The sequence below is a fragment of the Pseudoflavonifractor sp. HNCC25GI2 genome (assembly GCF_058136395.1).
Genome location: NZ_JBYUOW010000014.1, coordinates 1 through 12,979 on the forward strand (window position 1 = coordinate 1; position 12,979 = coordinate 12,979).

The 12,979-nt window shown below is 57.0% G+C and carries 14 protein-coding genes and 1 pseudogene; 14 read left to right on the forward strand and 1 reads right to left on the reverse strand.

Translation table 11 applies throughout. From position 1 onward, the window contains the following. The 5 genes from AC3YUO_RS12355 to AC3YUO_RS12375 all read left to right on the forward strand — a co-directional run. Positions 1-1,476 (forward strand): relaxase/mobilization nuclease domain-containing protein (locus AC3YUO_RS12355; RefSeq protein WP_489963345.1); only part of this gene is annotated, 1,476 nt, incomplete at its 5' end. Beyond that, complete coding sequence (locus AC3YUO_RS12360) at positions 1,466-1,852, forward strand: cysteine-rich VLP domain-containing protein (protein ID WP_002596231.1); 387 nt, start codon at positions 1,466-1,468, stop codon at positions 1,850-1,852. The genes AC3YUO_RS12355 and AC3YUO_RS12360, both read left to right, overlap by 11 nt. Positions 1,853-1,924: 72 nt before the next feature. After that, on the forward strand, positions 1,925-2,719 hold the full coding sequence (locus AC3YUO_RS12365) for a replication initiator protein A (protein ID WP_006356266.1): 795 nt from the start codon (positions 1,925-1,927) through the stop codon (positions 2,717-2,719). Continuing rightward, positions 2,716-3,558, forward strand: coding sequence for an ATP-binding protein (locus tag AC3YUO_RS12370; RefSeq protein ID WP_002596233.1), 843 nt, complete (start codon positions 2,716-2,718; stop codon positions 3,556-3,558). The genes AC3YUO_RS12365 and AC3YUO_RS12370 overlap by 4 nt, the downstream gene beginning before the upstream one ends. Positions 3,559-3,572: 14 nt before the next feature. Then, complete coding sequence (locus AC3YUO_RS12375) at positions 3,573-3,767, forward strand: transposon-encoded TnpW family protein (protein WP_002596234.1); 195 nt, start codon at positions 3,573-3,575, stop codon at positions 3,765-3,767. 64 nt (positions 3,768-3,831) lie between these two features. Here the strand turns inward: AC3YUO_RS12375 and AC3YUO_RS12380 are convergent, their stop codons facing one another. Further along, on the reverse strand, positions 3,832-4,032 hold the full coding sequence (locus tag AC3YUO_RS12380) for a hypothetical protein (protein WP_002596235.1): 201 nt from the start codon (positions 4,030-4,032) through the stop codon (positions 3,832-3,834). Between the two features lie 225 nt (positions 4,033-4,257). Between AC3YUO_RS12380 and AC3YUO_RS12385 the strand changes: the two genes are divergently transcribed. From AC3YUO_RS12385 to AC3YUO_RS12425, 9 genes and pseudogenes are all read left to right on the forward strand, one after another. Next, complete coding sequence (locus AC3YUO_RS12385) at positions 4,258-5,874, forward strand: recombinase family protein (RefSeq protein ID WP_002596236.1); 1,617 nt, start codon at positions 4,258-4,260, stop codon at positions 5,872-5,874. An 87-nt stretch (positions 5,875-5,961) separates the two neighbouring features. Then, positions 5,962-6,054 (forward strand): annotated as a pseudogene (locus AC3YUO_RS12390) (Maff2 family mobile element protein); the annotation flags it as partial. Positions 6,055-6,066: 12 nt separating this feature from the next. Continuing rightward, a complete protein-coding gene (locus AC3YUO_RS12395; protein ID WP_101693176.1) occupies positions 6,067-6,933 on the forward strand; it encodes a VirB6/TrbL-like conjugal transfer protein, CD1112 family in 867 nt (288 codons plus the stop codon). A 14-nt stretch (positions 6,934-6,947) separates the two neighbouring features. Continuing rightward, positions 6,948-7,199 (forward strand): hypothetical protein, encoded by a 252-nt coding sequence (locus AC3YUO_RS12400; protein WP_489963346.1) that lies wholly within the window; start codon positions 6,948-6,950, stop codon positions 7,197-7,199. Continuing rightward, complete coding sequence (locus AC3YUO_RS12405) at positions 7,189-7,974, forward strand: DNA-methyltransferase (RefSeq protein WP_489963347.1); 786 nt, start codon at positions 7,189-7,191, stop codon at positions 7,972-7,974. Before AC3YUO_RS12400 ends, AC3YUO_RS12405 begins: the two co-directional genes overlap by 11 nt. Positions 7,975-7,991: 17 nt before the next feature. Beyond that, a complete protein-coding gene (locus AC3YUO_RS12410) occupies positions 7,992-8,549 on the forward strand; it encodes an MT-A70 family methyltransferase (protein ID WP_148341528.1) in 558 nt (185 codons plus the stop codon). Between the two features lie 3 nt (positions 8,550-8,552). Next, positions 8,553-8,927 (forward strand): PrgI family protein, encoded by a 375-nt coding sequence (locus AC3YUO_RS12415; RefSeq protein ID WP_110440536.1) that lies wholly within the window; start codon positions 8,553-8,555, stop codon positions 8,925-8,927. Then, positions 8,857-11,241: a VirB4-like conjugal transfer ATPase, CD1110 family gene (locus tag AC3YUO_RS12420; RefSeq protein ID WP_489963348.1), complete on the forward strand. Its 2,385-nt coding sequence runs from the start codon at positions 8,857-8,859 to the stop codon at positions 11,239-11,241. The genes AC3YUO_RS12415 and AC3YUO_RS12420 overlap by 71 nt, the downstream gene beginning before the upstream one ends. 202 nt (positions 11,242-11,443) lie before the next feature. Then, complete coding sequence (locus tag AC3YUO_RS12425; protein WP_489963372.1) at positions 11,444-12,976, forward strand: C40 family peptidase; 1,533 nt, start codon at positions 11,444-11,446, stop codon at positions 12,974-12,976. Positions 12,977-12,979 lie beyond the last annotated feature (3 nt).

The window sequence follows — 12,979 nt, forward strand, 5'->3', positions numbered from 1 at the left end:
CTGAACTGCGACGGGGAGGATTTTGCCGTTGCGTGTATGCGGGCCAATCTCCGCTATCAGAAAAACCAGCGGCGGGAAGATGTGAAAAGCCACCACTACATCATCAGCTTTGACCCGCGGGACGGGCCGGACAACGGCCTGACCGTAGACCGGGCGCAGGCGTTGGGGGAACAATTCTGTAAAGAGCATTTTCCCGGCCACCAGGCCCTTGTCTGCACCCACCCGGACGGGCATAACCACAGCGGCAACATTCATGTGCATATCGTCATAAACAGCCTGCGGATTGAGGAAGTGCCGTTCCTGCCCTACATGGACAGGCCGGCCGATACGAAAGTCGGCTGCAAGCACCGATGTACCGACGCTGCCCTGCGCTACTTCAAATCCGAAGTCATGGAGATGTGCCACCGGGAGGGGCTTTATCAAATCGACCTCTTGAACGGCAGCAAGAACCGCGTCACCGACCGGGAGTATTGGGCGCAGAAAAAGGGACAGGCCGCGCTGGACAAGCAGAACGCCCCCATGATTGCCGATAGTATCACGCCCCGGCAGACCAAGTTTGAAACGAACAAGGAGAAGCTGCGGCAGACCCTACGGAAAGCCCTTGCCACCGCCGCCAGCTTTGACGAGTTTTCCTCTCTGTTGCTGCAGGAGGGTGTGACCGTCAAGGAGAGCCGGGGGCGGCTTTCCTACCTCACGCCGGACAGGACAAAGCCAATTACCGCCCGGAAGCTGGGCGACGATTTTGACCGCGCCGCTGTCTTTGCCGTTTTAGAGCAAAACGCCGCCAGAGCAGCCGAAGCGCCAGCCAGATCCCCCGATCCCCCACGCACCATAAAAGACCGCTTGCAGGTTGCCAGAGCCGAGATAGCCGCCCCGAAACAGGACGGAGTGCAGCGGCTTGTGGACATTGAGCAGAAAATGGCCGAGGGCAAAGGCCGGGGCTATGAACGCTGGGCGAAGATACACAATCTGAAGCAGGCCGCCAAAACGCTGTCCGTCTACCAGCAATACGGCTTTACTTCCCCGGAGCAGTTAGAAGCCGCCGTTGACACCGCCTATCAGAAAATGCGCCAGACCAGCGGCGAACTGAAAGCACTGGAAACGAAGCTGCAAGGGAAAAAGAAGTTGCAGCGGCAGGTGTTGGCCTACGCCCAGACCAAGGCCGCCCGCGACGGGCTGCGGGCACAGAAATCCGAGAAAGCCCGCGCCGCATACCGGCAGGCCCATGAGAGCGATTTTATCATAGCCGACGCAGCAGCCCGGTATTTCAAGGCGCATGGCATTACCAAGCTGCCCGCCCGGAAAGCGTTGCAGGCCGAGATCGAGCAGCTTATCTCCGAGAAAGACGGCCTGTATAACACCTATCACGAACAGAAACAGCGGTTCAAGGAGTTGCAGACCGTCAAGCGGAACATCGACCAGATTTTGCGCCGGGACGAGCCGCACCGCAGAAAGGAGCAGAGCCATGAGCGATAACCTGCCCCACATGGACTACCGCCAGCACCGGCGGGCGCGGCGGCTGGTACATGAGTGCTGTAACTACGATGAGGGGAACTGCCTGCTATTGGACGACGGGGAGCCTTGCGTGTGCGTCCAGAGCATTTCCTTTTCCCTCATGTGCCACTGGTTCCGTGTGGCTGTCCTGCCCCTTGACGGGGAGCTGGCCGCAGCCCTCTTGTGCCGGGGAAGCCGGAAACGGTGTGCCGTCTGCGGGGCGGCCTTTGTCCCCAAATCCAACCGGGGAAAATACTGCCCCGACTGCGCCGGGCGCATGAAGAAAATCAAAGCCGCCGAGAGAAAGCGGAAACAAAGGCAGAGATGTCACGCTTTAGAGCCTTTCAAACCCGCATAAATCAAGGCTTTTTTCGTGGGTGTCAAAGGGTACGCGATACATTTATCCTTTTCCCCCGGAAACGGCGTTTTAATGCGTGACAATACGCCAAAATCAACCCGAACACAGGGAGGTGATCCTATCGCTGATTATATCAGGGCAGACACGCGGCTGCCCGCCTATCTGCCGTATCCCCGTTTCCTGCTGAAAATGGAGATTTCACAGACCGCCAAGCTGCTGTATTCGCTGCTGTTAGACCGTTCCACCCTCTCCCAGAAAAACAAGTGGCTGGACGACGAGGGCAGGATTTATATTATCTATCCCATCGCGGAGATAGCAGAAATACTGGATAAAGGCAGCACCACCATCAAGGGGGCGCTTAATGAACTGGACACGGCGGGGCTGTTGGAACGGGAACGGGGCGGCTTCTCCGCACCGAACCGGCTTTATGTCAAAGTACCGCCAGTGCCACAGGTACAGTTTTCAGACCAACTGATGGCCGGAAGTCCGCCCCTCATAGAGCCGGAAAACCGTCCTACTGATGGTCAGAAAACCGACCTTATGATGGTCGGAAAACCGTCCCCTAACCAAACTACTATAAACAACCTTACAGAGAGCCAAACAAAGGGAGTGAGTGGGGGGCCGTCCGCGCCCTATGGCCGATATGGAAATATTTTTCTGTCACAGACCGAATACGACGAGTTGCAGGCAGAGTACCCTGACAGGCTGGAACGGTTCATCGAGGAAATGAGCCGCTACCTTGCCGCCAACGGGAAAAGCTACCAGAACTATGCCGCCGCCCTGCGGATATGGGCGGGGAACGACAAAAAGGAAGCCCCTAAAAAGGGCATACCAGACTACTCATGCAAGGAGGGCGAGAGTTTATGAAGAATGAAATCAACGCGGTTTTGGAGAATATGACGACCACCATCCCGGAGCCGGAGGACTACACCGGCGAGGACGGTTTACTGTACTGCGGCAAGTGCCGCAAGCCGAAAGAAGCCTATTTTGCGCCGGATAAGGCCGCTATCTTCGGGCGCGACCGCCACCCGGCAGAGTGCGACTGCCAGAGAACCGCCCGCGAGGAACGGGAAGCCGCCGAAAAGCGGCGCAGACACCTTGACACCGTGGAAGAACTGAAACGCCGGGGCTTTACCGACCCCACCATGCGGGACTGGACTTTCGAGAACGACAACGGCAGGAACCCGCAGACCGGGCTTGCCCGCCGGTATGTGGAGCATTGGGAAGATATGCGGACAGACAATATCGGCTGCCTGTTCTGGGGCGGCGTAGGCACCGGCAAAAGCTACCTTGCAGGCTGTATCGCAAACGCCCTCATGGAGAAAGAAATCCCCGTCCGCATGACGAACTTTGCTCTTATCCTCAATGACCTTGCCGCCAGCTTTGAGGGGCGCAACGAGTACATTTCCCGCCTTTGTCGTTATCCGCTGCTGATCCTTGACGACTTCGGCATGGAACGCGGGACGGAATACGGGCTGGAACAGGTGTTCAATGTGATTGACAGCCGTTACCGCAGCGGCAAGCCGCTGATCGTCACGACCAACCTTACGCTGGACGACCTGCACAACCCGGAGGACACCGCCCATTCCCGGATTTATGACCGCCTGCTTTCCATGTGCGTCCCGGTACGCTTTACCGGCGACAACTTCCGGCAGGAAACCGCCAAGCGGAAAATGGAGAGCATGAAGAAACTGATTACCGACTGAAAGGAGTATTGCCTATGGCAGATAACAAGCAGCACGACACCCGCACCACCCGCCGCCCTGACTGTGTGACGGAAATCCGCATGGGCAATTCCGTCCTTGTCGTGTCCGGCTATTTCAAGAAAGACACCACAACCACAGCCGCCGACAAAATGGCGCGGGTACTGGAAGCGGAAGCCGCTGCTACACAGGAGCCGACTTATCCGGCGTGAACCGGGGCATGGAAAAGCGGCCATGCCAGGGAGCATGACCGCTGGAACGAAAATCGGAAGTGCTTTAGCAATTCTTAATCTCATTCTCTATAAAATAATTTGCAATTTCAAAGGCTTTTATTCTTCTCTTTGCCAATGTGATTTGTGATTTATAACGCTCGGAATTATCCTTTGATTCAAATGTTTTTACTGTTTCTCTTAGCTTGTGCAGAGTTGAATCAATTTGCCTTTTGGCCGCGGTTAATTCATCTATTGTATACTTCATGTTTTCTCCTTTAACTTCTGATTTTTTTGTTAAATCAGAGTATACCACGGAGTTATGAACTTTTCTACTGCAAATATGGGACGACAACCCATACCATAAAAATCGGAAAATTGAAAAGCTGTAAAGAAGCAAATTTAACGCTTTTGCCGCTGTACAGCCCCCGCCGTTCCGTGGTACAATGAAACCACGGAATAGTGGGGCTGGCTGTCGGAAACGGAGGATTTTATGTTAAGACAAGCCACCCAAAACCTCATTACCGCCCTTTATCCGAGATTGTCCCACGAGGATGAATTGCAAGGCGAGAGTAATTCCATATCGAACCAAAAAAGGATACTCGAAACCTACGCAAAACAGAACGGCTTTACCAATCTGCGCTGGTACACCGACGACGGTTTTTCCGGCGCGAACTTCCAGCGGCCCGGATTTCAAGCCATGCTTGCGGACATTGAAGCCGGGAAAGTGGGTACGGTCATCGTCAAGGACATGAGCCGGTTAGGGCGAAACTACTTGCAGGTAGGGTTTTACACGGAAATGCTGTTCCCTCAAAAGGGTGTGCGTTTTATCGCTGTCAACGATAATGTGGACAGTGCCAGCGAGGGCATGGACAACGATTTTACCCCGCTGCGAAATCTGTTCAATGAATGGCTGGTGAGAGATACGAGCAAGAAAATCAAGGCAGTGAAAAAGTCAAAAGGCATGAGCGGCAAGCCTGTTACCAGCAAGCCGGTTTACGGCTATGTGATGGACGAGGACGAGAATTTTATTATAGACGAGGAAGCCGCCCCGGTGGTGCAGCAGATTTACCAGCTTTGCCTTGCCGGGAACGGCCCGACCAAGATTGCCCGTATGCTGACGGAGCAGCAAATCCCCACGCCGGGGACGCTGGAATATCAGCGGACAGGCAGCACCCGCCGTTATCACCCAGGCTATGAGTGCAAATGGGCGACCAACACCGTCGTTCATATCCTCGAAAACCGAGAGTACACCGGATGTCTGGTGAACTTCAAAACGGAAAAGCCTTCTTATAAGGTCAAGCACAGCATAGAGAACCCCGTCGAGAAGCAGGCCATTTTCGAGAACCACCATGAGCCGATCATCGACAAGGAAACATGGGAACGGGTGCAGGAGTTACGCAAACAGCGCAAACGCCCGAACCGCTACGATGAAGTGGGGCTGTTCTCCGGGATTTTGTTCTGCGCCGACTGCGGCCATGTGCTGTATCAGCAGCGGTATCAGAACAAAGACCGCAAACAGGACTGCTACATCTGCGGCAGCTACAAGAAGCGCACCCGCAACTGTACGGCGCACTTTATCCGCACCGATCTGTTGACCGCTGGTGTCCTGGCAAATCTCCGGCAAGTGACCGAATACGCAGCCAAGCATGAGAGCCGGTTTGTGAAACTACTTGTCCAGCAGAACGAGATCGGCGGCAAGCGAAAGACCGCCGCAGCCATCAAGCAGCTTGAACAGGCGCAGGAACGCATTTCTGAAATCAGCCGCATTATCAAGCGGCTGTATGAGGACAATGTAAACGGCAAAATCAGCGATGAGCGTTTCATGGAACTGTCGGCTGACTACGAAGCCGAGCAAGCGGAGCTGAAAAAGAGAGCCGCCGCCCTGCAAGCCGAACTGGACAAGTCACAGGCAGCTACCGTCAACGCCGAGAAATTTATGGGCATTGTCCGCAAGCACCTTGCCTTTGAAGAACTGACCCCCACTCTCTTGCGGGAAATGATCGAGAAAATTGTGGTGCATGAGTGCAGCTATGATGAGAACGGCACCCGCAGGCAGGACATTGAGATTTATTACAGCTTTGTCGGCAAGATTGACTTGCCCGAATAACCGCCCGACCTATCCGACACAATGGCCAAGTGTCGGATAGGAACGGCAAAATTTTTTGCACTTCTATTGCTTCTTTATCACACATAAGCAAAGAGCCAGGGCATGAAGCAGCTCATGGCGGGCGGCGGCATCATCGTGCTGGGCACCACCCTGATCCCCCTGCTGTCCGGCCTGTTTTAAGGGCGATAGCTTATGGGATTTCTCACCGACTGGCTGACAGACTGGTTAAAAGGGCTTCTGATTGAGGGGATCATGGGCAACCTCACGGGGCTTTTTGATACGGTCAATACCCGTGTCGGAGAGATTGCGGTGCAAGTGGGGACGACCCCGGCGGCGTGGAACGCCGGGGTCTTTTCCCTCATACGGCAGCTTTCTGAAACGGTGATACTGCCGATTGCCGGTCTGGTCTTGACCTTTGTTGCCACCTATGAGCTGATCCAGCTCATTATCGAGAAAAACAACCTGCACGATCTGGACTACTGGATTTTCTTCAAGTGGATCTTCAAAACGGCTGCGGCCATTCTCATTCTGTCCAACACATTCAATATCGTTATGGCGGTGTTTGATGTGTCCCAAAGCGTGATTGCCAGCGCAGCCGGGATTGTGCAGGGCTCAACGGACATTTCTTCCTCCATGATCGACACACTGGAGGCAAGTCTGGAGACCATGAGCCTTGGTGCTCTGCTGGGGCTGTGGCTCCAATCGTTCCTCATTCATGTAACCATGTGGGCGCTGAACATCGTGATTTTCGTCATCGTCTATGGGCGCATGATTGAGATTTACCTGCTCACAAGTCTGGCCCCGCTGCCCGTGGCGACCCTCTCCAACCGGGAGCTGGGCAGCATGGGCCAAAACTATTTGAAGTCCCTGTTTGCCGTGGGATTCCAAGGGATGCTGATCCTTGTGTGCGTCGCCATCTATGCGGTGCTCATTCAAGGGATCGCCACGGGCGGCGACCCCATCGGGGCCATTTGGGGCTGTGTGGGGTACACGGTGCTGTTGTGCTTCTGCCTGTTCAAAACAGGGACGATTGCCCGGAGCATCTTTAGTGCTCATTAAGAAAGGGGTGTTGTATGCCAAGAAGATACGGGCTGGACGGAACGGCCCTGTGGAATGGAAAAGCCCCGGAGGAATTTTCCGAGGCGGATGTGTACCGCTTCATGGCGGAAACAGAGGAGGTGCTGCAAAAACGGGAGCTGCTGGGCGGTGAAAGCGACGCCAGGTCGATTGCCCAGCGGCTGGCTGAAGGCCGCACACAGGCCGCCCGGGACAACGCCGCCCGCCCCGCCAGGGCAGCGGTGAAGGAGTCCAGGCATGACCGATAATGCCGCTTTGGGACAAAATGTCCCAAACATGGCGGAGGGCCTGTACCTCATGGACGGGATCAAGGGGCTGCTGTCCCTGCCTCAGCACTCGGTTGATATGCTGCTCACCGATCCGCCCTATGGCACCACCCGGAATTACTGGGATGTGCCGCTGCCGCTCCCCGAGCTGTGGGAGGCGGTGAAGTGGGCGGTCAAGCCCAATGGGGCGGTGCTGTTCTTCGCCCAATGCCCCTATGACAAGGTGTTGGGAGCGTCCAACCTGTCCATGCTCCGCTATGAGTGGGTATGGTACAAGGAACGGGGAACGGGTTTTCTCAACGCCAACCGAGCCCCGCTGAAAAAGTCGGAGAACATTCTGGTGTTCTACCAGAAGTCTCCGGTCTATCACCCGCAATTCACCTACGGCAAGCCATACACCCGAACGCACACCAGCAGCGGCATGAGTACCAACTACGGGAAATTTGTGCGGCAAGGCTCCGGCTCCAGCGATGGGCGGCGCTATCCGGGAAATGTGCTGTTTGTTCCCACGGTGATGGGCGGCATCCACCCGACACAAAAGCCTGTGGAGCTGTGCGAATACTTCATAAAGACCTACACCGACGAAGGAGCGGTGGTAGCGGATATTTGCGCTGGCTCCGGCACAACGGCGGTGGCGGCCCTCAATACGGGCCGCCGTTTCATCTGTTTTGAAAACGCCCCGGCCATCTACGGCCCCGCCGCCCAGCGCATTGAGCTGGCACGGCTGGCTGTGGAGCGTGGCGGGAAAGGAGTGTAATTATCGGAGCATATTCCATCATCTACGCCGATCCCCCGTGGCGCTACTCCCAAAAGGGCTTGCAGGGGGCGGCAGAGCATCATTACCCAACCATGAGCATAGACGAGCTTTGTGCGCTGCCTGTGGCCGATCTTGCGGCCCCGGACAGCGCACTTTTCCTGTGGGCCACCTTTCCCCAGCTCCCGGAGGCCCTGCGGCTGATCCGGGAATGGGGCTTCACCTACAAAAGCGTAGCTTTCGTCTGGCTCAAGAAAAACCGCAAGGCGGATAGCTGGTTTTATGGGCTGGGCTTCTGGACACGGGCCAATGCGGAGGTTTGCCTGCTGGCGACACGGGGCCACCCCAAGCGGCAGGCGGCAAACATCCACCAGTTTATCATTTCGCCTATTGAGGCCCACAGCAAAAAGCCGGATGAAACCCGGGACAAAATCGTGGCTCTCATGGGCGATCTGCCCCGTGTGGAGCTGTTCGCCCGGCAGACCCCGCCCGGCTGGGATGTGTGGGGCAACGAGGTACAGTCCACGCTCCGGGACTTCGGGACAAATTGTCCCAAGGTGGGCATGAAAGGAGGCTGACCTATGCCATATGTGAATGTCCCCAATGACCTGTCCAAAATCAAAACCAAGATCGCCTTTAACCTCACCAAGCGCCAGCTGATCTGTTTCGGGATCGGGGCAGCCATCGGGATTCCCACCTATCTGCTGACCCGTGGAGCCATCGGCAACACCGGGGCGCTGTTCGTCATGCTGGGGATCATGCTCCCGGCCTTTCTTATGGCGATGTATGAAAAGGACGGGCTGCCCTTTGAAAAGGTGCTGCGGAACATGATCAACACCAAGTTCCTGCGCCCCGGCATCCGGCCCTATCGGACGCAGAACATCTATGCTCCATTCACGGGAAAGGAGGAGTCTATTGAACGCAGCCAAAATAAAACCAAACGCAAAAAGAAATGAGCGCCGGGTGGTGGTGTCCGCCCAGCAGACCATCCCCTATGTGGCGATGCACCCGGACGGGATCTGTCAGCTCCCCGGCGGGCTCTACACCAAGACCGTGGAATATGAGGACATCAACTACGCCGTGGCGTCCACCGAGGATCAGACCGCCATTTTCGGCGGGTGGAGCTCGTTTCTCAACTACTTTGACAGTTCCTTGCCCTTTCAGCTCTCCTTTGTCAACCGCCGTTCCCGCAGCGCCAACCGCTACAAGGTAAACATCCCGGAACAGGAGGACGAGTTCAACAGCATCCGGCATGAATATGTGGAGATGCTCAAAGGCCAGATTGCCAAGAGCAACAACGGCATTGAGCGCACCAAGTACATCACCTTTGGGCTGCCCGCTGGCAGCGTGGCCGAGGCCCGGCCACGGCTGGGCCGTGTGGAGGCCGATGTTATGGGCAACCTCAAACGGCTGGTGGTGCAGTCCCAGCCCTTGGATGGCCGTGACCGTCTGGCGGTGCTCCACGGCCAGATGCACCCGGGGAGCCGGGAGCCGTTCCGCTTTTCGTGGAAGGACATCCCCCAGCACGGCATGGGGACGAAGGACTATATCGCCCCGGGCAGCTTCGACTTCCGGCAATCCCGGACTTTCCGGGTGGGCCAGTCGTGGGGCGCTGCGTCCTACTTGCAGATTTTAGCGTCGGAGCTCTCGGACAAGCTGCTGGCGGAAATTTTGGAGCTGGATGCCGAGCTCACCGTCACGCTCCATATTCAGACGGTGGATCAGCTCAAAGCCATCAAGACCATCAAGGGGAAAATCTCTGACATTGGCCGCATGAAAGCCGAGGAGCAGAAAAAGGCTGTGCGGGCCGGATACGATATGGAGATTTTGCCCCCTGATCTCATTACCTTTTCCAAGGACGCCGCCGAGCTGCTGGCCGATCTCCAGTCCCGCAACGAGCGGATGTTCCTGCTGACCTTTACCGTGGTGAACATCGCCCCCACTCGGCAGCGGCTGGAAAACGATGTGTTCACCGTGAGCGGCATCGCACAGAAATACAACTGCGCCTTGAAGCGGCTGGACTGGCAGCAGGAGCAGGGCTTTGTGTCCTCGCTGGTGCTGGGGTACAACGGCATCGAGATCCAGCGAGGCATGACCACCAGCTCCACGGCCATCTTCATTCCCTTTATGACCCGGGAGCTCCGCATGGGCGGGCAGGCGCTCTACTACGGCATGAATGCCCTTTCCCACAATGTCATCATGGCTGACCGCAAGAAACTGAAATCGGCCAACGGGATGTACCTCGGCTCCACGGGCTCCGGCAAGAGCTTTGCCGCTAAAAGGGAGCTGATCAATGTGTTCCTTGCCACTAATGACCGGATCATCGTGGTAGACCCGATGGGCGAATACGCCCCGCTGGTGCAGCGGCTGGGCGGGCAGGTCATCGACATCGCCCCGGACAGCCCCCACCACATTTCGCCTATGGATTTGCAGATGAACGCCAACGACGATGAAAGTCCGCTTTCTATGAAGGCGGATTTTTTGTTGTCCCTGTGTGAGCTGATCGTGGGCGGACGGGAGGGCTTGCAGCCCATTGAGAAAACCGTGATTGACCGCTGTGTGCGGCTGGTGTACCGGGAGATGGCGCTGGGGCTGGAAACGGCCAAAACGCCGCTGTTGCAGGATTTGTACGAGGAGCTTTTGAAGCAGCCGGAGCCGGAGGCCCGCCGTGTGGCAACGGCGCTGGAGCTCTACTGCACCGGCTCCCTCAACCTGTTCAACCACCCCACCAATGTCAACCTCAATTCCCGGGTGGTGTGCATCGTCCTCAAAGGGCTGGGCGAAAACCTCCGCAAGATCGCCATGCACACCACCAACGAGTTTGTCACAGCGGCGGTGAACGCCAACCACAAGGCGGGGATCGCTACATGGTGTTACTTTGACGAGTTCCATATCCTGCTGCGGGACGAGCTCACCGCCAGCTACTTTGTGGCCGTTTGGAAGATGCTCCGCAAAAAGGGCTGCGTCCCCAGCGCCCTGACGCAGAATGTGAAAGACCTGCTGGCAAGCCCGGCCATCTCCAACATTCTGGACAACACGGATTTTCTGATCCTGCTGTCTCAAGCCCAAAGTGACCGGGCGATCCTCGCCAAGCAGTTGGGCATTTCCGAGCACCAGCTCTCCTACATCACCCACTCCAATTCCGGCGAGGGGCTGCTGTTCTATGGAAATGTGACCATCCCGTTTGTGGATCGGTTCCCCAAGGGAGAAATCTATAACCTGCTGACCACCCGCCCGGAGGATATGGCCCATGAACGAAGAGACGAATAAGGCCGGGGCCACTTCGGGACAAAATGTCCCGAAGTCCCCAAACGGAGCCCCCACAAAGTCGGATGACTTTGCGGGGAGAGGAGGAGCAACGGAGCGGGCGGATTTTGGCGGCGGTGCCGCCAAAGAAGCTAAAGCGAAGTTTGTGACGACGAAGTTTCGGCACAAGAGCCAACAGGAACAGACCGCCGCCAGCAAGCTCCGTATGGAAAAGCGGGGTGAAAAGTTGGAAAAGGCCAAGAAAAAGCTGGCAAAGCAGAAGCCGCCCAAGCCGCCCGGCCCGGTTCGCCGGGTGGCCGGGACGGTGGGCGGCGGCGTTCACGGTTATGTGCATGGCAAGATTTTCGAGGTGGAGCAGGAAAATGTGGGCACCGAGGGCGCTCACCGCTCCGAGCTGGTAGGCGAGTCCGCCCTGCGCCACGGCAAGCGGTTTGTGCAAAAGAAAATCCGGGAGCACCCGGCCAAGGCTGTCCGCAAGGCCGAGTCCAGGCACATCAAGGCCACGGCGGATTATCACTACCGCATGGCCGCCCAGGAGCACCCGGAAATGCGGGGCAACGCCCTGTCCCGGCTCATCCAGAAGCAGAAGATCAAACGTCAATATGCCAAACAAGCACGGGAGGCCGCCAAGCAAGGAGCCAAGGCCGCTGAAAAAACAGCAGTCACCACGGAAAAGCTGGCGGCCCGGGCCGTGGGCTTCGTCAAGCGGCATCCCGTGGGGGTGCTGCTGTTTGTGGCGGTGTTTCTGCTGCCGGTGATGATGCAGTCCTGTATGTCCTCGCTGGCAACGCTGGGCAACGGCACAGCGGGGGCTATCGGGGCATCCACCTATCCCGCCGAGGACGCTGATCTGCTGGGGGCGGAGGCTGCCTACTGTGCTTTGGAGGCGGAGCTGCAAAACTATCTGGACACCTACGAGAGTACCCACGACTATGACGAGTACCACTACGATCTGGACGAGATCGAGCATGACCCCTATGTGCTGCTGTCCATCATCAGCGCATGGCATGAGGGGGAATGGACGCTGGACGAGGTGCAGGACACCCTGCAAATGCTCTTTGACCGCCAGTACATTCTCACCGAGGATGTGGTGGTGGAGGTGCGGTATCGGACGGAAACCCGGACGGACAGCGAGGGCAACGACTACGATGTGGAAGTACCGTACAACTACTACATCTGCACCGTGACCCTCGTGAGCGAAAACCTTTCCCACCTGCCTGTCTACATCATGGGCGAGGAACAGCTTTCCCGGTATGCCCTCTACATGGCGACGCTGGGCAACCGTCCCGATCTGTTTCCCGGCTCCGACTATGTGGGCAAGTACACGGGCGATCCCGTGGAGCATGAAGTCCCCGAGGAATATCTGACGGACGAAACCTTTTCCTCTCTGCTCACCGAGGCGGAGAAGTACATCGGCTATCCCTATGTCTGGGGCGGCTCCAGCCCGTCCACTTCCTTTGACTGCTCCGGCTACCTCTCATGGGTGCTCAATCAATGCGGCTGGGATGTAGGGCGGCTGGGAGCACAGGGCCTATACAACTACTGCACCCCCACCAGCTCACCCCAGCCGGGTGATCTGGTGTTTTTTGTCGGCACCTACGACACGCCGGGGGTCAGCCATTGTGGGCTGTATGTGGGCGATGGCTGGATGCTCCATTGTGGTGATCCCATCAGTTACGCCAACCTCAACAGCAGCTATTGGCAATCTCATTTCTACGCCTACGGGCGTTTACCGTAAAGG

Excerpts from the sequence above, each read along its gene's own strand:
- AC3YUO_RS12360 (WP_002596231.1), top strand. The coding sequence starts at position 1,466 with ATGAGCGATAACCTGCCCCACATGGACTACCGCCAGCACCGGCGGGCG.
- AC3YUO_RS12365 (WP_006356266.1), top strand. The coding sequence starts at position 1,925 with ATGCGTGACAATACGCCAAAATCAACCCGAACACAGGGAGGTGATCCT.
- AC3YUO_RS12370 (WP_002596233.1), top strand. The coding sequence starts at position 2,716 with ATGAAGAATGAAATCAACGCGGTTTTGGAGAATATGACGACCACCATC.
- AC3YUO_RS12375 (WP_002596234.1), top strand. The coding sequence starts at position 3,573 with ATGGCAGATAACAAGCAGCACGACACCCGCACCACCCGCCGCCCTGAC.
- AC3YUO_RS12380 (WP_002596235.1), bottom strand. The coding sequence starts at position 4,032 with ATGAAGTATACAATAGATGAATTAACCGCGGCCAAAAGGCAAATTGAT.
- AC3YUO_RS12385 (WP_002596236.1), top strand. The coding sequence starts at position 4,258 with ATGTTAAGACAAGCCACCCAAAACCTCATTACCGCCCTTTATCCGAGA.
- AC3YUO_RS12395 (WP_101693176.1), top strand. The coding sequence starts at position 6,067 with ATGGGATTTCTCACCGACTGGCTGACAGACTGGTTAAAAGGGCTTCTG.
- AC3YUO_RS12400 (WP_489963346.1), top strand. The coding sequence starts at position 6,948 with ATGCCAAGAAGATACGGGCTGGACGGAACGGCCCTGTGGAATGGAAAA.
- AC3YUO_RS12405 (WP_489963347.1), top strand. The coding sequence starts at position 7,189 with ATGACCGATAATGCCGCTTTGGGACAAAATGTCCCAAACATGGCGGAG.
- AC3YUO_RS12415 (WP_110440536.1), top strand. The coding sequence starts at position 8,553 with ATGCCATATGTGAATGTCCCCAATGACCTGTCCAAAATCAAAACCAAG.
- AC3YUO_RS12420 (WP_489963348.1), top strand. The coding sequence starts at position 8,857 with ATGCTCCATTCACGGGAAAGGAGGAGTCTATTGAACGCAGCCAAAATA.
- AC3YUO_RS12425 (WP_489963372.1), top strand. The coding sequence starts at position 11,444 with ATGGAAAAGCGGGGTGAAAAGTTGGAAAAGGCCAAGAAAAAGCTGGCA.